Source organism: Rhizobium sp. 05N49 (assembly GCF_056396805.1).
Window position 1 is genome coordinate 799550 of sequence record NZ_JBFTME010000001.1, and the last position, 18352, is coordinate 817901.

General features: G+C 60.5%; 19 protein-coding genes. 7 read left to right on the forward strand and 12 right to left on the reverse strand.

The annotated features are described in order from the left end of the window. Window positions 1–118: 118 nt before the first annotated feature. The 3 genes from AC1DF8_RS04045 (at window position 119) to AC1DF8_RS04055 (ending at window position 3901) form a co-directional block, all read left to right on the forward strand. Window positions 119–1357, forward strand: coding sequence for a urate hydroxylase PuuD (locus AC1DF8_RS04045; protein ID WP_477995028.1), 1239 nt, complete (start codon window positions 119–121; stop codon window positions 1355–1357). Further along, a complete protein-coding gene (guaD, locus tag AC1DF8_RS04050) occupies window positions 1354–2661 on the forward strand; it encodes a guanine deaminase (RefSeq protein WP_477995029.1) in 1308 nt (435 codons plus the stop codon). Before AC1DF8_RS04045 ends, guaD begins: the two co-directional genes overlap by 4 nt. Before the next feature lie 97 nt (window positions 2662–2758). Next, entirely contained in the window at window positions 2759–3901 is a 1143-nt protein-coding gene (locus AC1DF8_RS04055; RefSeq protein ID WP_113016947.1) for an alpha-hydroxy acid oxidase, read from the forward strand. A gap of 1 nt (window position 3902) precedes the next feature. Here AC1DF8_RS04055 and AC1DF8_RS04060 read toward each other — a convergent pair whose 3' ends face one another. The 10 genes from AC1DF8_RS04060 to AC1DF8_RS04105 all read right to left on the reverse strand — a co-directional run bounded on the left by AC1DF8_RS04060 (window position 3903) and on the right by AC1DF8_RS04105 (window position 10755). Continuing rightward, window positions 3903–4643 (reverse strand): metallophosphoesterase family protein, encoded by a 741-nt coding sequence (locus AC1DF8_RS04060; protein WP_477995030.1) that lies wholly within the window; start codon window positions 4641–4643, stop codon window positions 3903–3905. Window position 4644: 1 nt separating this feature from the next. Beyond that, window positions 4645–5001 (reverse strand): hydroxyisourate hydrolase, encoded by a 357-nt coding sequence (gene uraH / locus AC1DF8_RS04065; protein WP_477995031.1) that lies wholly within the window; start codon window positions 4999–5001, stop codon window positions 4645–4647. Further along, on the reverse strand, window positions 4998–5534 hold the full coding sequence (locus AC1DF8_RS04070; protein ID WP_477995068.1) for an ureidoglycolate lyase: 537 nt from the start codon (window positions 5532–5534) through the stop codon (window positions 4998–5000). The genes uraH and AC1DF8_RS04070 overlap by 4 nt, the downstream gene beginning before the upstream one ends. Next, window positions 5503–5865 carry a HepT-like ribonuclease domain-containing protein gene (locus AC1DF8_RS04075; protein ID WP_112972133.1) on the reverse strand — a complete coding sequence of 121 codons (363 nt, stop codon included), beginning with the start codon at window positions 5863–5865 and terminating at the stop codon, window positions 5503–5505. Before AC1DF8_RS04075 ends, AC1DF8_RS04070 begins: the two co-directional genes overlap by 32 nt. Next, on the reverse strand, window positions 5862–6152 hold the full coding sequence (locus AC1DF8_RS04080) for a nucleotidyltransferase family protein (RefSeq protein ID WP_112543455.1): 291 nt from the start codon (window positions 6150–6152) through the stop codon (window positions 5862–5864). The genes AC1DF8_RS04075 and AC1DF8_RS04080 overlap by 4 nt, the downstream gene beginning before the upstream one ends. A 57-nt stretch (window positions 6153–6209) precedes the next feature. Then, window positions 6210–7232: an allantoicase gene (gene alc / locus AC1DF8_RS04085; RefSeq protein ID WP_477995032.1), complete on the reverse strand. Its 1023-nt coding sequence runs from the start codon at window positions 7230–7232 to the stop codon at window positions 6210–6212. Further along, window positions 7233–7730, reverse strand: coding sequence for a 2-oxo-4-hydroxy-4-carboxy-5-ureidoimidazoline decarboxylase (gene uraD, locus AC1DF8_RS04090; RefSeq protein WP_112972130.1), 498 nt, complete (start codon window positions 7728–7730; stop codon window positions 7233–7235). Next, a complete protein-coding gene (gene puuE / locus AC1DF8_RS04095; RefSeq protein WP_112972129.1) occupies window positions 7730–8653 on the reverse strand; it encodes an allantoinase PuuE in 924 nt (307 codons plus the stop codon). Before puuE ends, uraD begins: the two co-directional genes overlap by 1 nt. A 99-nt stretch (window positions 8654–8752) precedes the next feature. After that, complete coding sequence (locus AC1DF8_RS04100; RefSeq protein WP_018114778.1) at window positions 8753–9460, reverse strand: DUF1045 domain-containing protein; 708 nt, start codon at window positions 9458–9460, stop codon at window positions 8753–8755. A 116-nt stretch (window positions 9461–9576) separates the two neighbouring features. Beyond that, window positions 9577–10755 carry an NAD(P)/FAD-dependent oxidoreductase gene (locus tag AC1DF8_RS04105; protein ID WP_477995033.1) on the reverse strand — a complete coding sequence of 393 codons (1179 nt, stop codon included), beginning with the start codon at window positions 10753–10755 and terminating at the stop codon, window positions 9577–9579. Between AC1DF8_RS04105 and mnmC2 the strand changes: the two genes are divergently transcribed. Further along, window positions 10754–11476 (forward strand): tRNA (5-methylaminomethyl-2-thiouridine)(34)-methyltransferase MnmC2, encoded by a 723-nt coding sequence (mnmC2, locus tag AC1DF8_RS04110; protein WP_112972126.1) that lies wholly within the window; start codon window positions 10754–10756, stop codon window positions 11474–11476. The genes AC1DF8_RS04105 and mnmC2 overlap by 2 nt on opposite strands. On the opposite strand, the gene AC1DF8_RS04115 is transcribed toward mnmC2, so the two are convergent. Further along, complete coding sequence (locus AC1DF8_RS04115) at window positions 11470–14877, reverse strand: response regulator (protein ID WP_477995034.1); 3408 nt, start codon at window positions 14875–14877, stop codon at window positions 11470–11472. The two genes, mnmC2 and AC1DF8_RS04115, sit on opposite strands and share 7 nt — an antisense overlap. Before the next feature lie 336 nt (window positions 14878–15213). On the opposite strand from AC1DF8_RS04115, the gene AC1DF8_RS04120 reads away from it, so the two are divergent. Both AC1DF8_RS04120 and AC1DF8_RS04125 read left to right on the forward strand, forming a co-directional pair. After that, entirely contained in the window at window positions 15214–15531 is a 318-nt protein-coding gene (locus AC1DF8_RS04120; protein ID WP_113117964.1) for a hypothetical protein, read from the forward strand. 75 nt (window positions 15532–15606) lie between these two features. Next, the gene (locus tag AC1DF8_RS04125) at window positions 15607–16722 is read left to right on the forward strand and encodes a DNA alkylation repair protein (RefSeq protein WP_477995035.1); all 1116 of its coding nucleotides are present in this window, start codon (window positions 15607–15609) and stop codon (window positions 16720–16722) included. Between the two features lie 3 nt (window positions 16723–16725). On the opposite strand, the gene AC1DF8_RS04130 is transcribed toward AC1DF8_RS04125, so the two are convergent. Further along, window positions 16726–17646, reverse strand: a complete 921-nt coding sequence (locus AC1DF8_RS04130; RefSeq protein ID WP_477995036.1) for an alpha/beta fold hydrolase — start codon at window positions 17644–17646, stop codon at window positions 16726–16728. Window positions 17647–17768: 122 nt separating this feature from the next. Here AC1DF8_RS04130 and AC1DF8_RS04135 point away from each other — a divergent pair, with 122 nt between their 5' ends. Continuing rightward, complete coding sequence (locus AC1DF8_RS04135; RefSeq protein ID WP_477995037.1) at window positions 17769–18236, forward strand: winged helix-turn-helix transcriptional regulator; 468 nt, start codon at window positions 17769–17771, stop codon at window positions 18234–18236. The last annotated feature ends 116 nt before the right edge of the window (window positions 18237–18352 follow it).

Here is an 18352-nt window from a genome sequence, read left to right on the forward strand (position 1 = left end):
CGCACCCGGCAAGCTCTTACTGCAACGTCCACTGCGGCAAGAAACCCCAAGTTCCCCCTTTCCTCCCGCTTGAATTTCTCGCAATCTCACGAGTCGGGAAGAAGAACAGGGGAACTGAATGTATGAATATGCAATAGCCTGGGAGTGGCTGGCCTTTGCGGCGCGCTGGTTCCACGTCGTTACCGCGATCGCCTGGATCGGATCGTCCTTCTATTTCATCGCGCTCGATCTCGGCCTGGTGAAACGCCCGCATCTGCCCGCCGGAGTTCACGGAGAGGAATGGCAGGTCCATGGCGGCGGCTTCTATCACATCCAGAAATATCTGGTGGCGCCGGCCGAGATGCCGGAACACCTGACCTGGTTCAAATATGAGAGCTATTTCACCTGGCTCTCCGGTTTCCTCATGCTCTGCATCGTCTATTACGGCGGCGCCGACCTCTTCCTCATCGATCGCCATGTGCTGGATATTTCCAAGCCGGTCGCCATCCTGATCTCGCTCGCATCGCTCGGCTTCGGCTGGATCGTCTACGACCTGCTCTGCAAGTCGCCGCTCGGAAAGAACACCTGGGGCCTGATGGCGGTGCTCTATGTCGTGCTGGTCTTCATGGGCTGGGGCTATACGCAGGTCTTCACCGGCCGTGCCGCCTTCCTGCATCTCGGCGCCTTCACCGCCACGATCATGTCGGCCAACGTCTTCATGATCATCATTCCCAACCAGAAGATCGTCGTCGCCGACCTGATCGCGGGCCGCACGCCGGATGCCAAATATGGCTATATGGCCAAGCAGCGCTCGCTGCATAACAACTACCTGACGCTGCCTGTCATCTTCTTCATGCTGTCGAACCACTATCCGCTGGCCTTCGGCACCGCCTTCAACTGGGTGATCGCCGCACTGGTCTTCCTGATGGGAGTCACGATACGCCACTGGTTCAACACCACCCATGCCCGCAAGGGACGACCGACCTGGACCTGGATCGTCACAGTCGTGCTCTTCATCCTCATCATGTGGCTTTCGACGGCACCGAAGATCCTGACCGGTGAGGATCAGAGCGCATCGGTGGCACCCGCCTTCCAGCAATTTGCCGGCGATCCGCATTTTCCAGCCGTCAAACAGCTGATCGGCACGCGCTGTTCCATGTGTCATGCGGCAGAGCCGGTCTATGAAGGTATCGCCCGGCCGCCGAAGGGCGTAATCTTGGAAAATGACGCAGAAATCGCTTCGCACGCCCGCGAAATCTATATACAGGCGGGCCGCAGCCATGCCATGCCGCCGGGGAACGTGACCGATATTACACCGGATGAGCGCAAGCTGCTCGTTGCCTGGTTCGAAAGCGCAGTCGAAGGCAAACAAGAATGACCATGACACTCCTGCGCGGGCGCCTGCTCTCCTTCCGCCGCGCTCCGCTCAGCCTCGCCGATAGCGAGAGCTATTTCTACGAGACAGACGGTGGTCTGTTGATCGAGAATGGCATCATCGCTGCTATCGGCGCCTATGCTGACGTCAAGGCAAAGGCGCCTGCCGAGGTCGCCGAAATCGATCACCGTCCGAATCTGATCATGCCCGGCCTCATCGACATGCACCTGCATTTCCCACAGATGCAGGTGATCGCTTCCTATGCCGCAAACCTTCTGGAGTGGCTGAATACCTACACATTCCCCGAGGAATGCCGCTTCGTCGAAAGCGCCCATGCCGAGAAGATTGCCACGCATTTCTACGACGAACTGATCCGTCACGGCACGACGACGGCCGTCGCCTATTGCTCTGTCCACAAGACCTCGGCCGATGCCTTTTTTGCGGAAGCCATGCGCCGAAACATGCGCATGGTCGGCGGCAAGGTGATGATGGACCGCAATGCGCCGCAAGGCCTGCTCGATACGCCCGAGATGGGCTACGACGAGACCCGGCAGGTGATCGCCGACTGGCACGGCAGGGGCCGCAACCACGTTGCCATCACGCCACGCTTCGCAATCACCTCGACGCCTGAGCAGATGGAGGCGACGGCAGCGCTTGCCCGCGAGTTCCCCGATCTGCACATCCAGACGCATCTGTCGGAAAACCACGACGAGATCAAGTTCACCTGCGAGCTCTATCCTGATGCGGCCGACTACACCGATATCTACGCCCGTTATGGCCTGCTCGGACCGAAGAGCCTCTTCGGCCACGCCATCCATCTTTCGGACCGTGAGGCCGATGCCATGAGCGAGGCCGGAGCGGTCGCCGTCCATTGCCCGACCTCCAACCTTTTCCTCGGCTCCGGCCTCTTCCCGCTGAAGGCGCTCGCCCGCCGCGAGAAGCCCGTTCGCATCGGCGTTGCCACCGATATCGGCGGTGGTTCCAGCTATTCCATGCTCCGAACCATGGACGAAGCCTACAAGATCCAGCAGCTTCTCGGCGAACGGCTGAACCCGCTCGACAGCTACTATTATATGACCCTCGGCAATGCCGAGGCGCTATCTCTTGCGGACAGGATCGGCACGCTGGAGCCGGGCTCGGACGCGGACCTGGTCGTTCTCAACGCGGCCGCAACACCGGCCATGGCCCTGAGAATGGATGTCGTAAAGACGCTTTCGGAGGAACTCTTCCTGCTGCAGACCATGGGTGACGACCGTGCCGTTGCGGAAACTTATGTCGCGGGCGTCGCGATGAAAAGCGGGCTCTAGCAGGGCGGTGGCCTGACGGCAAAACCCTCTGAAATCAAATACCAAAGGCTGAAGAAGCGTGGTATTCGACCACGTCATCAGATGTGAAAGTTCGCTCATGACCAAGCCGCTGACGATCGCCGATCTCAAGAAAATGGCTCAGCGCCGCGTTCCGAAGATGTTCTTCGACTACGCGGATTCCGGCGCCTGGACGGAATCGACCTACGCCGCCAACGAAGCCGATTTTCGCGACATCAAACTGCGCCAGCGCGTGCTGGTCGACATCACCAACCGCACGCTTGAAACCACGATGATCGGCCAGAAAGTGTCGATGCCGGTGGCCCTTGCCCCGACGGGCATGACCGGCATGCAGCATGCCGATGGCGAGATGCTGGCGGCGCGCGCGGCGGAAGAATTCGGCGTGCCCTTCACGCTCTCGACCATGAGCATCTGCTCCATCGAGGATGTCGCCTCCGTCACGACGAAGCCTTTCTGGTTTCAGCTTTATGTTATGCGCGACAGAGGCTTCGTGCTCGATCTCATCAACCGCGCCAAGGCCGCAAAATGCTCTGCGTTGGTGCTGACCGCCGACCTGCAGATCATCGGCCAGCGCCACAAGGACCTGCGCAACGGCCTCTCGGCACCGCCGAAACTCACGCCGAAACATATCTGGCAGATCGCGACGCGCCCCTTCTGGTGCATGGAGATGATGAAGACGAAGCGCCGCAGCTTCGGCAACATCGTCGGCCACGCCAAGGGCCTCGCCGATCTTCCCTCGATCACGACTTTCGCGAATGAACAATTCGACCCGCAGCTGTCGTGGAGAGATGTCGCCTGGATCAAGGAACAGTGGGGCGGCCCCCTGATCATCAAGGGTATCCTCGATGTCGAGGATGCCAGGCACGCCGCCGAAACCGGCGCCGATGCCATCATCGTCTCCAATCACGGCGGCCGTCAGCTCGATGGCGCCCCCTCTTCGATCAGCATGCTGCCGAAGATCGTCGATGCCGTCGCCGATCGTGTCGAAGTGCATATCGATGGTGGTATCCGCTCCGGTCAGGATGTGCTGAAGGCCGTGGCGCTCGGCGCGCGTGGCACCTATATCGGCCGCCCTTTCCTCTATGGCCTCGGCGCCATGGGCAAGGACGGCGTTACGCGGGCACTCGAGATCATCCGCAAGGAGATGGATATCACCATGGCGCTCTGCGGCAAACGCGACATCAGGGATATCGATTCCTCGATCATTGCCGGCCGGCAGTAACTTACGGCATCCGGCCCGTCGCGAGTGCCACGGCCCATTCCGGGCGACCATTGGCCTTTGCCAGCGCCGACATGGCCATGTTGTCATAGCCGATATTGCGGAAATGCGCCGTCCATCCACTGGCTAATTTTTCCAGCACAGCGTAACTCGCCATCGCGTGGCCGGTCTCGACCTTATGCGGATAAGGCTTGTCATCGTCATAGGCCGGGGCGCCGACACTGCCGGGATTGACCACAAGACGACCGCCGGAAAGTGCTGCCATGCGCGGAATATGCGTGTGGCCACACAGGATCAGCGGGCTTTTGATGCCTTCTGCCAGCGCCTCGATCTCCGCCTGCGGCCGCAGCACCACGCTGCCATCGGCAACGGCCGTATCCAGCCAGTAGAGATTGTCGTCCTCAGGGGTCGCGTGGCAGAGATAGACCTCGTCCCTGTAGATCAGGTCGACTGGCAGCGATCGCAGCCAGTCGAGATGCGCCGCGCCAAGCTGCGCATAGGCGGCGGCATCCGAAATATGCATTTCTTCCGGCTGCTGCTCGATCAGATAGCGGTCGTGGTTGCCGCGCACGGTCGGAATGGAGAGCGACAACAACCGCTCAGCCACCCTGCCTGCCTCCAGCGGACCGCTGAAACAATCGCCGAGATTGACGATGCCAGTAATCCCCTGGGCAGCGATGTCAGCCAGCACGGCTTCAAGCGCAAGGTAGTTTCCATGGATATCGGCGATCGCGGCAAAGCGCATGTCAGCTCCCGCGATAGGTGGAATAACCGTAGGGCGAGATCAGCAGCGGCACATGATAATGCGCCGCAATGTCGGCAATGCCGAAACGGATCGGCACGAGATCGAGGAAGGCCGGATGCGGCAGAGGCGTCCCGCTTGCCCTCAGATAATCTCCGGCATGAAAAAGCAGTTCGTAGGTGCCGGCACGAAAGCTCTCGCCGGTCAGGATCGGCCCGTCATCGACGCGGCCATCGGCATTGGTCTCGACCGTCTTGATAAGGTGGCGAAGCTCCCCCTCGATGTGAAAGAGATCGATCCGCAGCCCCTGGGCCGGTTTGCCGAGAGCCGTGTCGAGAACATGGGTGGTCAGTCCGGTCATGGCGCGGCCTCTCTGATGATGAAGGGGCTGTCGAAGAAGAATTCTTCCAGATTGTTGCCCGGCCCGTCACGGTCGACAACGAGAAAGTCGCTCGGCTCGCCGAGTGCCATCAGCGGATGATGCCAGACATTGCGCCGATAATTCACGCCCTGGTCGCCGCCCGCGAGAAAGACCTGCGGACGCCCCGGACGGCCGCCTTCATCTTCGGAAACGACGACGAGGAAGGGGCGGCCCGATATCGGCGAGAAGCTCTGGCTACCGAACGGGTGCCGCTCCATCATGCCGACCTCGTAAGGAAAGCTGCGCGGCTGGCCGCGAAAGAGATTGATGATGACGCGCGCCCCTTCACCCACGGCTTCGGGCGCTGCAAGCGCATGAAAACGCTCGGTATTGCCGCCGTTGATATAGCGCATGCTCGCAGGATCGGCGTCGATCACGTCGCCGAAGGGCGCGAAGGCGGATTTTGTTAGAGACTGTATTTCGAGATATTTGGACACGGAATTACTCGCCCTGAACGCGCCAGTGGCGAACATTTTCAAGTTGGGAAACCAGAGCCGGAAGTTCGGTCCTCGCCGTCTGCCAGATGACGGGCAATTCTGCCCGATAATAATCGTGAACGATCAGGTCTCGCATGCCCTTTATCCGGGTCCACGGAATATCCTGATGATCCTGAATAAAGCCGGGGTCGCCAGCCGCAATTCGCGCCGCTGCTTCGCCGACGAGGACCAGCGACATCGTCACTGCCAACTGGGTACGAATATCATGGAGAAACTGCTCCTGGCTCATGCCCTCTGTCAGGTCGAAGGCCTGCTGCGCGGCCTCCTGCATGCGATCCACATGTTCAAGAAGGCGCTCGCGGCTCATATGGCGGAGGCTTCCGACAGAACACGGTGTTTAATGCGCTCCGGCAATCCACCCGCAGTAACCAGATCCACCTTAACCCCCAGAATATCCTGCAATTCTTCCAGCAGCCCGCCAAGATCGAACAGCGTTGTCCCTGGCAGCGCATCCACCAGAATATCCAGATCGCTGTCCGGCCGATCCTCGCCGCGGGCAACCGAGCCGAACACGCGCGGGTTTGCCGCGTTGAAGCGCTTGGTCGCTTCGCGGATCGCCTGCCTGTTCTTCTCCAGCACTTCCGACGGCCTCATCGCGGCATCACTCCTGATGCCGCGAATATAAGGGACGGGACTGAAAGAGGAAAGAACTCAAGCCTTCACCCCGAAGAGCCTGAGGCGCATCGTACCGCCATCCGGATGCATGGCATAACGCACATGCGTGATCGGGCCGATATCGGCAATCGCGTCGCTGCCATATTCATGGATATGGTCCATCTGCAGCTTGCTGCGCGGCAGGATCGGCTTCCAGTTTTCCGAAGCCGCAATATCAGCCTCAGACAGCGTATCGCCAAGATCGGGCAGATAGGCGCCGAAGAGTTCGCACGTATCGGGGAAATTGCCCTTGAAAAAGGCAGTATCGACGATCACGCGCTTGATCGTGCCGGCATGGCCAAGCCGAATGATCGCCCAGTCGTGACCGGGACCACGGCGGCGCTTGGTTTCCCAGCCGTCGCCCATGTTGAGGCCGCGTCCAGGACCGAGCAGCTTGTCCGGATGGCCATAATGCGCATCCGACCAGGCAAGCGCTTTTGCACCGTTGAAAATATAGGCGAGATCGACTTCCTCGCCGGCGCCGACTTTCGACCAGTCGAAATAGGCCGAGCCATAGACGCGAAGACGCGCCACACCACCATCCGGATAGATATGCAGGCGAAGATGCGTCCAGATCTTCTGCTTGTCAGCATTTTCGAAGAAATGATGGGCGCTGGAGCCGAGCGGCGACTTGGCCAGGATTTCGGTCCACTGCGTCGCATCATCAGGATCGCCGCTTTCGAGAAAGGCAGCCTCGATCGAGCAATGCGGCGGATAATTGCCCGTGAAATAGCTGGTATCGACATCGAAGCCGAAGATGCGGCCCGGCATGGCGAGCTTCACGATTGCCCAGTCGTGGCCGGGAACACGCTTGCGGCGGCTTTCCCAGCCGTCCATGTACTTGCCGTTATCGTCGTAGAGGTCCGGATCGAAGCTTGCCGGCACGTCCTGCAGCATGCGCTCCAACGGCGCGAAGAATTCGTCCGTGGCGCAGAGACCCTTGGCGCCGAGACGGGCCGAGGCAAGATTGATGGCGCCCGTGGCGAAAGCTGGCAGGCTGGTATCGGTCGTATCGGTCATTCAGGTCTCCGGAAGCATGGATGTCAGGCGCAGCAGCGCGATCTTTTCGACCTCGGCTGCCGCAGTCACGAATTCTTCGTCGGTGGTATTGTCGATCCGCTTTTCGAAAGCGGCAAGGATATCGTCCTTGTTCAGCCCCTTCACCGCGATGATGAAGGGAAAACCGAATTTCTGCGTGTAGGAGGAATTAAGGTCGGTAAAACGCACATGCTCTTCAGGGCTCAACCGGTCGAGCCCGGCACCGGCCTGTTCCTTCTTGCTGTCTTCCGTCAGTTCGCCCGCGACCGCCAGCCGGCCGGCAAGATCGGGATGAGCGCGCAATACACCGAGGCGCTCTTCCCTGCTCGCCGCGCGGAAAATGGCGACGAGCTCCGTATGCACACGATCCACCGTCAGCTTCTCACCGACAAAGCCATCGTCATAGGCCCGCTCGGCGATGAAGGGCGAATGCTCGAAGACGCCACCGAAGCGAGACACAAATTCGTTGCGCGAAATCATCAGATCGTTTCCGGCTTGTGGTTCGCATGCCAGTGCTGCGCAATCTCGATCCGGCGCGGGACCCACACCTTGTCGTGCTTCAGCACATATTCCATGAAACGCTTGAGCGACGCCACGCGTCCCGGCCGGCCGACGAGGCGGCAATGCAGTCCGACCGACATCATCTTCGGGCTGCCCTCCTTGCCTTCCTCGTAGAGCGTATCGAAGGCGTCCTTGAGGTAGGTGAAGAACTGGTCGCCGGAATTGAAGCCCTGCGGCGTGGCAAACCGCATATCGTTGGTCTCGAGCGTATAGGGAATGATGAGGAACGGATTTTCATCGGCACTCTTCACCCAATAGGGCAGATCATCGGCGTAAGAATCCGACGAATAAAGGAAGCCGCCCTCCTCCTGCACCAGCCGCAGTGTGTTGTCCGAAGGCTTGCCCTGGTACATGCCGTAGGGGCGCTCACCGGTTAGTTCCGTATGCAGGCGCACGGCTTCGAGGATGTGCTTGCGCTCCAGATCCTCCGGGAAATCCTTGTATTCCAGCCAACGATAGCCGTGGCTGGCAATCTCCCAGCCCGCCTCCTTCATCGCGGCGACCGCTTCCGGATTGCGGGCCATGGCGAGCGTGACGCCATAGACGGTCGCCTGCATCTTGAGATCGGTGAAAAGACGCCAAAGCCGCCAGAAGCCGGCGCGCGAGCCGTATTCGTAGATCGATTCCATGTTGAGATTGCGCTGGTTCGGCCAGGGCTGCGCGCCGACGATTTCCGACAGCAGGTTCTCCGAAGCCGGATCGCCGTCGAGGATGGAGCTCTCGCCGCCCTCTTCGTAATTGATGACGAACTGTACTGCGACGCGTGCCTCGCCCGGCCATTTCGGGTCGGGCGTGTTGCGCCCGTAACCGACGAGATTGCGCGGATAGGTCTCGGATACCATCAAATCACCTTTTGAAAAGACAGGTGAAACGGTAGCATCCGTGACCGGAATGTCGAGGCGTAAAAGTGCGTATTTGGCCTTCGACCTGTCGCGTGTAACTCAGGCGATCTTGCGCGCGCTCACCTTGCCCATCGGATGCAGCGAGTGCACCCGGAACGGGCCGCCGGCCCCTTCCTCGATCATCAGCGCAACATTCGAGACCGTTACCGGTTCGGCAAGAACCGGATCGAACATCGCCCGTAGCGCCTGCTCGATGCGCGGCATATCGACCGCGTTCACCGGGCCGGTAACCGGCATATGGAAACGGAACTCGTCCATCACATAGGGGTTGCCCCAGCGATGCAGGTTGGCAAATTGCGCCGCCGAAAGTCCGTCAGGATCGCTCCGCTCGATATCGGCCTCCGAGAGCGGCGCACGAAAACGGTCGAACTCCTGAACGATTGCCGAGGAAAGAAAGTGAACCTGATCGCAGGGGCGGATCGGTGACAGGCTGTAGAAAGTGCCGAGGCGCGCAACTTCCAGACGCGGAATCTGGAAGGGTGACAACGTCCCGCAAAAGCGCATGAGGTCGCGCAGGAGTTGCGGTTCGGAGACCTCGGACGAAAGGTGGAAAGGGGCTTTCAGCACGCCGTGGAATCCATAGCGACGCGGCACAGCCGTATGAAAGGCGATCTCGTGGATGCCAAGCCCGCGGATTGCCGGCGGTTCGACCATCTCGCCTGAAAATACGTTGCGGCCAAGCCAACTGGCCGCCACATGCGAGAGCGGATCGCTCGCTGATGGCGTGAAGCAAATGGCATAGCGCATGCGATTTCCTCCATCTGACTGAAGTAGGCGCGGACCAATTCCCGCGCCATCGATGCGCAAGCAGATAGGTGATTTGCATGACAGAATAACGAAGCGGAGCGCCTTCTAATTCACGTTTAACGTGAAGAGACTGCAATGTGGTTTGAAATTGCAAAGCTTTCCGGCAATAAAAATTCTGTATTTACATCGCTTGCAATGCATATCGCCGCTTCCGCCAGCCGATRTGCGAGCCCGAAACTGACCTTGAAACCGCCGGTCAGTGCGATGAGATTTTGATTCTCCGGATGCGCGCCGACCATCGGATCGCGGTCGATCGCCTTGGGGCGCAATCCGGCCCAGCGCTCGATAACGGGCGCATCGCGCAAGCCGGGAACCATATCGCGGGCGGCTTCGATCAGCGCATCGAGCTGCTCGTCCGTGGAAAAGGGATCGGCAAAGCTGTTCTCGCTGGTGCTGCCGATGGCCACATGCCCACCCTCATGGGCAACGACATAGAGCCCGTCGCGAAAGATCGTGGGCAAGCCGGGGTCGACATCAGCGGCAAGCAGTGCCGCCTGTCCTTTGACGGCCTGCCCGAGAGGTTTCTGCAACCCCGATGTTAGCGACTCGAGTAACGGAAAGGACCGATATCCGGCAGCAAGGATGGCGCGGCCGAAGGCGAGACTTTTGCCGCCTATGGATACCGTTCCCCGCGCCGGGTCAAGTGACGTTATCTCGGTATTTTCGAGTATGCGAACATGCCGTGCCGTGCGCAGAAACGCCGCCAGTGCCGCGACCAGCGAGCGCGGCGCGACGCGGGCTGCGAGCGTGTCATGCACGAAACCGCTTTCGCCTGCAGCCGGATCGATCCAGCCGTCACCCGGTGGCCGATCGAGCACATGCCAGTGAAAACACCGCTCTCCCGCTCTCCAGTGCGCCTTAGCATCTTCGGAATGGCCGAGCGCGATCTTGAGCAAATGCGGCTTCGGCAGCGGGATCAACCGGCCGGAGCGTCGGTATCCGGCCGAAAGCCCGGTCGCCGCTTCGATATCGGCAATGTCGGCTTCTAACGACACCAGCGCATCAAACTGGAACTGCTTCTTTGCCGACCAGCGGTCCGGCATGTGCGGCATCAGCGCGCCGAGCAGCCCGCCGCTTGCCCCGCCGCCGAGACGCCCGGAATCGACAAGCAGCGTTTTCACGCCGCGGCGCTCGGCATGCACGGCCGCCCACAGGCCCATGATGCCGCCGCCGATGATGATGACGTCGATCGATGATTGACCCGAGGCCGGGGCAGGACTATCGGCTTTTTCCATGACAGACATCAATCCGGATCAGATCGGCGCGGGCAAGCCGCAGCCTCTCGAATGGCGCGACGGCGATATGCCCTATTCGACCGCCTTTGGCGACCATTTTTATTGCCAGACGGACGGGCGGCTGGAATGCGGCCACGTCTTCCTCTCGGGAAACGGCCTGCCCGAACGATGGAGCGACCGCTCGGCCTTTCTCATCGGCGAACTCGGCTTCGGCACGGGGCTGAATGTCTCGGAAACCTGGCGGCAATGGAAACTTCACCGCCAGCCCGGACAGCATCTGCATTTCATGTCCTTCGAGCTCTATCCGATGCGCCGCGAGGAAATCGACCGAGCGCTTGCCCATTGGCCCGAGATCGATGCCGAGCGCCAGGCGCTGACCGCCCTCTGGCCGGACAGTCCCGAAGGCATTGTCTCACTCGCCCTGGACGAGCAGACGAAGCTCAGCGTCGTCTGCGGCCAGGCCTTCGACGGCGTTTCTCGGTCTGCCGCCGAATTCGACGCCTGGTATCTCGATGGCTTCGCTCCGTCGCGCAACGGCGACATGTGGTCGGCAGAGTTGATGCGCCTCGTCTGCGAAAAGACCGTTCCGGGCGGAAGCTTTGCGACTTATGCCGCAGCAGGCTTCGTGCGCCGCAATCTCGCGGCGGCCGGGTTCACCGTCGAGCGGCGCCAGGGTTTCGCCGGAAAGCGGGAAATGCTCTGCGGCACAAAGCCTCAATAACCGGAACGGCCGGGTTTCAACTCGCCGCCAAGCCATTGGCGGATCTTGTCTTCCAGGAGTTCCGGGCTGATCGGCTTCGACATGTAGTCGTCCATGCCGGCATCGAGGCAGAGTTCCCTGTCGCTTTCCAGCGCATGCGCCGTGACACCGATAACAGGTACGCGATGGCCCTGCCCCTGCTCCTTCTCGCGGATCAGCATGGTTGCCTGATGGCCGTTCATGACAGGCATTGAGACATCCATCATGATCAGGCGTGGCGTATGCCGCTCCCATGCCTCCACAGCCTCTTCGCCATTATTGACGACGAGGAAGGAAAGCCCGGTACCCTGCAGGATCTGCGTGAAGACGATCTGGTTGACCTCGTTGTCTTCGGCCACGAGCACGTCGACGAACTCGGCAGCCCGTTTTTGCGGAACAGGCGCAGGTGCCGGCGGCGGTGTCTCCGCCTCTTTCTGCAGCCGCGTGATCTCGGCCTCGGAAGCCTGTTTGACACGGCTTGCCCGCACCACCTCGACGACCGTATTGCGCAGCAAGTTGGCGCGCGCCGGTTTCATCAGATGCGCATGACCATTCAGCGCCGCAAACTCCTTCTCGGTGCCCGAAATATCCATCGAGGTCAGGAAGATGATCGGCAGCTCCGCGAAACGACTGTCAGCGCGAAGACGGCGGGCGACCTCGGCGCCGTTCATGTCGGGCATATGATAGTCGAGCACGACGGCATCGACCTTGATGCCGAGATCAGCGGCAGCCTCCAGAATGGCAAAGCCGGTGGCGCCGCCTTCCGCGGCAACGCCGTCGAAGCCCCAGAGGCCCAGCTGTTCGGTCAGGATACGGCGATTGACCTCGTTGTCATCGATGACGAGGATACGCGCACCCTGCACATTGATCGGCAGCGGCTTCGGCTCGATCCGGGCGGCAGCGACCGCAAAGGGCAGCCTGACGGTGAAGATCGAACCCCTGCCCCATTCGCTTTCGACATTGATATAGCCGCCGAAGAGGTCGACGAGACCCGCCGTGATCGCAAGACCGAGGCCAGTGCCTTCATGCCGCCGGGTCGATGAGGAATCGACCTGAGAGAACTTGTCGAAGACGGACTCCACCTTCTCGGGCGGAATGCCGATGCCGGTATCCTCGATGCGGATGCTGGTCATGATCTCGTCGCCGCCGGAAGCCTCGAAACCGATATCGACGAAGACATGGCCGCGCTCGGTGAATTTCACGGCATTGCCGACGAGATTGGTGACGATCTGGCGGAAGCGCCCGGCGTCGCCGATGACGGCAGCCGGCAGATCCGGTGCTGCCCGCACCAGAAGCTCGATATCCTTTTCCGCCGCAGGCGAAGACAGCAGCGTCGCCACATCCTCGACGGCCTCGACGAGATCGAAGGCCGCCTTGCGCAGCTTCATCTGGCCGGCATCGATCTTCGAGAAATCGAGGATATCGTTGATGATCGTCAAGAGCGCATTGCCCGATTTGACGATGATATCGACAAAGGTCTTCTGGCGGGTATCGAGATTGGTCTTGGCGAGCAGTTCCGCCATGCCAAGCACACCGTTCATCGGGGTGCGGATCTCATGGCTCATATTGGCGAGGAACTCGGACTTGGCGCGGTCGGCAGCCTCGGCGCGCGACAGAAGCTCAGTCAGATCCTCTTCGCGCTGCTTGAGTTCGGTCACGTCGGTAAACAGCGCCACCCAATGCTGCCGTTCGCTGATGGTGGCTTCCATATTCACCCAGCGCTCGCCGCCGACATGGAAGACGGTCGAGATCGGTTGACGCGCGGCGATATTGGCACGCCACTCCTCGAGCGTTTCGACGGCATTGTCGTGGAAATCGCCACGATTGGCACAGAACTGGAAAAGGTCGATCCATTCCCTGCCCGCCTCGGTCAGCTCGGCCGGAATGCGCAGTACTTCGGCAAGCCCGTCATTGGAAAGCTTGATCACGCCGTCCCGAACGATCGCGAGCCCCTGCGACATGGCATGCGTCGCGTCACGCATCATCTCGCCGAGGCTTTCCAGTGCGGCGCGCGCCTCGTGGATTTCCTGCTCGCGCTCGCGGACGGCGGAAATATCGGAATAGGTCAGCAGGATGCGGTTGGAGGAAATGCGCCTGGAGTCGAAGATGACGGACTTGCCGGCAGCCCAATCGAGCTGGATCGGCTCGGGGTTTTCATCTTCGAAAAGCCCCTTGCGGAACGAATAGATTTCGTCCGGCGTCTGCGTATCGCCGTAGCGGCCGAGCTCGTAATTGCGCTTGACGACATCGATGAACGGCCGCCCGTCGAAACGGTCGTCGAGCGGCAGTTCCCAGATGCTGTAGAACTCGTCATTGACGTAGAGAATGGTGTGATCATTGTCGAGGATCAGCACGCCGACCGGAAGCGAGCGCAGGATGCTCTCGATTTCCTGATGCAGGATTTCCTCTTGCTGGCGCGCGTCTATCAGTTCCTTCTCACGCGCTTTCAGCGGCGTGATATCGGAGAAGGAACCGACGACATAACGCTTGCCGTCGGGCGTGACGACCCGGTTGACGCGGGAGATCACCTGGAAGATTTCGCCGTCCGTATTTGGCAGATAGCTCTCGACCTCGATCAGCACGCCGTTTTCGAGCGCGAGGAGGTTTTCCCGATAGATCGCCTCACCCGCCGCCGGTCCGAACATGTCGTGCTCGGTCAGGCCCAGTGCCCTGGAACGGGCATGACCGGTGAAGGTCTCGTAATACTGGTTGGCATAGACCAGCCGATGGTCTTCGTCGCGCACGAAAGCCGCGACCGGAAGATCCTCCATGATGGTGCGCAAGAGGTCGCGTTCGCGCACGCTTTCGTGCCAGGAGGCCTCGCCTGCCGGCAGGGCCGTGGCGCCCTCGGGCGCAAACTGGCTGCCCTCAGGCGCATACCTGCTGCCGCCGCGGTAGGCGGCATTGACGACCAGCGGACGGCCGTCTTTGGCAAAGATGCCGATCGGGTGATCGAGATTTTCAAGCGCCTCGCGGATATGGCCAAGATCGGTCGCCATCGTATCGGCGACCTCGGGAATGGCACGTCGCGGTTCGCGTATATCGAAGATGCCGAGCACGTAAGCCCGGTCCTGCGAGGGCGAAAAACTCTCGATCAGCACGCGCTCATGGCTGAGGCCGGCGGCATCGAAAGAGATGGCGCTCTCTTCCGTACCGAACACAAGCGCACGGCGTTCGCGATCCTCGCGCTCCTCTTCTTCCGGTCGATCGAACAATTCGCGGCTGCGCCGCCCGATGAAATCGGAAATCTCGCGGCCGAAGAAGCGGGCATAGGCCTCGTTGACGGCGACATAGCGGAGTTCGCTGTTTTTGACATAGGCCGGGGTATCCAGATCAGCGATCCGGCGGCAGGCCAGTTCCAAGAGTTCCCCGGTAAAGTTCAAAAAATCTTCACTCCCGCAATGAACGAAATATCCCCCACAACAACTATAACGCCAAGGCTTTTAACAAGCTGTTAACCATAAAATTCCAYTGACAAAAATTCCAAGCCGGCTCATGAAGTTGATGAATCAGACTGACAACAAAGGCTTGCACGAAACTGAAATGGCTTGAAGATTCACGGGGAAACCCAGCCGGGCATGGCGAACGCGCGATCCGACGACGGCCGAGCATGGAGAAAATTTAATCCCGGCACGGCTTGCGCATCCATAAGCGCGCCGCGATCGCAGCAGATTCTGGCAATGGCTTCAATGACGAGCCTACCACGAAAGGAATTCGACATGTCCGTTCTTCATAAGACAATGGCGGCGGGCCTGGTTGCACTGACATTTGCAGGAGCCTCGCTGGCAACGGCCGATACCGCAAGCGCTCACTCCGGCGATGCCTTCTGGGGCGGTGTTGCCGGCGGTGTCGTCGGCGGTCTCGTGGGTGGAGCGATCGCCTCCGGTCCGGCCTATCCGGCACCTTACGCCTACTATCCCCGCCCCTATGCTTATTATCCTGCCTACCCCGCCTATTACGGCCCGCGCTACTGCCATCCGGAATGGCGCCATAATCGCTGGGGCCAGCCCTATCGCATCGAAATCTGCAGGCGCTGAGGGCTTTCCAGGCATCGCTTGACCTCTCGCCTTCATCGGGCCATGCATCGCATGACCCGAGGGGAGATTGCGCCGATGCCCGAACCACTGAAGAACCTTCTGCATACAGCGCTCGTACGCGCGATGGCGGACATTATCTCGGCCAATGCGCCCTCCTTCGACCGCGACCGCTTCACCGCACTCGCAACAGATGGCATCGAATCGCTGGAGCTCATGGAGCGCGCAACACTGATCCGCGACGCGCTGTTTGCGACCCTGCCCGAAAGCTTCCCCGAGGCGGCAGCCATTCTCGGCGCAAGCCTGCCGGCCGCCGGCAAGGCCGGGCTGACAGGCTGGATGCTCCTGCCCGTCAACCAGTTCATCGCCGCGCGCGGCCTTGGGCATTTCGATATCGCGCTTGATCTCCTCAAGGCGCTGACGCCGCATTTCACGGCGGAGTTCGGCATCCGTCCGTTCATCCATCAGGACCAGGATCGCGCGCTGGCGACGATCATCCGCTGGGTGGACGACGCCAGCCACCATGTCCGCAGGCTCGCGAGCGAGGGTACCCGCCCGCGCCTGCCCTGGGCGATGCGCCTGCCGCAATTGATCAAGGACCCCTCGCCGATAATCCCGATCCTTTCCGCGCTGATGGACGATCCCGAAGATTATGTCCGCCGCTCCGTCGCAAACAGCCTGAACGACATCGCCAAGGATCATCCCGATCTCGTCGCGGCCTTTATCGCCGAGCATATCGAGGGCGCCTCGGCAGAGCGCCGCTGGCTGCTGAAACACGCCTCCCGCACGCTGCTTAAGAAGGGCCATGCTCAGGCGCTTGCCAATTTCGGCTTCGGCGCGGCAGCTTCCCTGCATTGCGAATTGTTGCTGGCAAATCCTGCCGTGCTGTTCGGCGAAGGCCTCGATTTCGAGATCCGCCTGCGCAATGCCGGCGACATCCCCCAATCGCTGATGATCGACTATGCCATCCACCACGTGAAGGCCGATGGCTCGCTGTCGCCGAAAGTCTTCAAGTGGAAGACGGTGTCATTGGCCGCGGGTGAAGATCATGTCGTCCAGCGACGCCACGCCATGCGGCCGATCACGACGCGGCGCTACTATCCCGGCGAGCACCGCATCGTCATCCTCATCAATGGTGCCGAGACGGCGACAGGACGCTTTGTCCTCTCCATGCCGGCAGACCCTGCGGCCTGATCCTCAGTTCTCGCGCAGAAACTTCGAGATCAGCGTATTGATTGCCTCCGGGCTGTCTTCGAAGCTGTAGTGTCCGGCACCTGGCAGGCGATGGATCGGCCCATGCGGAAAGAGCTCTTCAAAGAGCGGCAGGAAATATTCCGCATTGAGGGTACGATCGGCATCTCCCCAGATGGCCAGAGCCGGCTTGCCACGTATTGTACGGATGGCAGCCGCATCGGGCATTTCGATCCTGTGAGCGCCGGTGGCAAATCCCTTCGCCCAACCGATCGCGCCAAGACAATCGGCAGGACCTTCGAATGGCGCGGCATAGGCACGGATGAAACTGTCGGTGATGATGTCATTGTTCTCGAAGCCGTTGAGCTTCAATGTGCTGAGGATGTTGTAGCCGAGCTGGCCGAGCACGCTCTCAAGCACGCCCTCGCCCTCGGCCTTCAATATCCACTGGAACCACGGCGCAACGCTTGCATTTGCGACCAGCCGATCAACGGCATCGGCCTGACCGAAAGATGTCGGACCGTTCACCGAGATGATGCGGCGGATGCGACCGGGATGCCGGGCAGCAAGCCCCATGCCGACTGGACCGCCAAAATCGTGCATGACGAGAGTGATGCCGGTGAGATCGAGCGCCAGCACGAATGCCTCGATATTATCGATGTGATCCTGAAGCCAATAGCTGCGGTTGGGCGGCGTCTCACTCTTTCCAAAGCCCATATGGTCGGGAACGATCAACCGATGCGTCTCGCTCAAGGACGCGATGAGATGGCGAAACAGATAGCCCCATGTCGGCTCACCATGCAGGCAAAGCACCACCTCGCCATCATCAGGTCCCTCATCGACATAATGCATCCGGAAACCCGGCACCTCGGTGAAATGAGGTGCGAATGAGAAGGTGCCGGTAAAAGTCTCGTGGGAATCGATCATAGTGCTCTCCAACGTGGTTTCAAACTAAAACCACGCCTCGGTAGACCTTGCGGTTTCAACTTGCAACCAATATGTTTTGCGCCATCGCAATTCACCGGCGACACGGAGCGGACGGGATCACCATGGCCAAGAGAATAAGTCACAGCACATCGCTCTGCGGGGTTGCGCGGCCGCTGGATGCGATCGGCGACTGGTGGTCGCTGCTGATCATCCGCGATGCCTTCGATGGCCTGCGCCGGTTCGGGGAGTTTCAGAAAAGCCTCGGACTCGCGAAAAACATCCTGTCGGCCCGGCTGCGCAACCTCGTCGTCCACGGCATCCTGGAAACCGTGCCGGCTTCGGATGGCAGCCCCTATCAGGAATATGTGCTGACGGAAAAAGGGCGCGGCCTGTTTCCGGTTCTTGTCGCACTACGGCAATGGGGCGAGGAATTCTTCTTCGAACCCGGCGAGCCGCATGTACAGCTGGTCGATAAACGGGCCGGCCGACCTGTTCGAAGGCTGGAACTGCGTGCCGAGGACGGACGCATCGTCAGCCCCGACGACACCGTGGTGCGCCTGCCAGACAATGCCGGCGCGGTATCCTCTTGACTTTCAGTCCGAAATAGACCACATGCACCGCAGCTTTCACCTTCCGGCCGCCGCGTGAGCGTGCCACTGCAACAGATGCTGAAGAAGGATAGAGCGCATTCTGATGATGCCGCGAC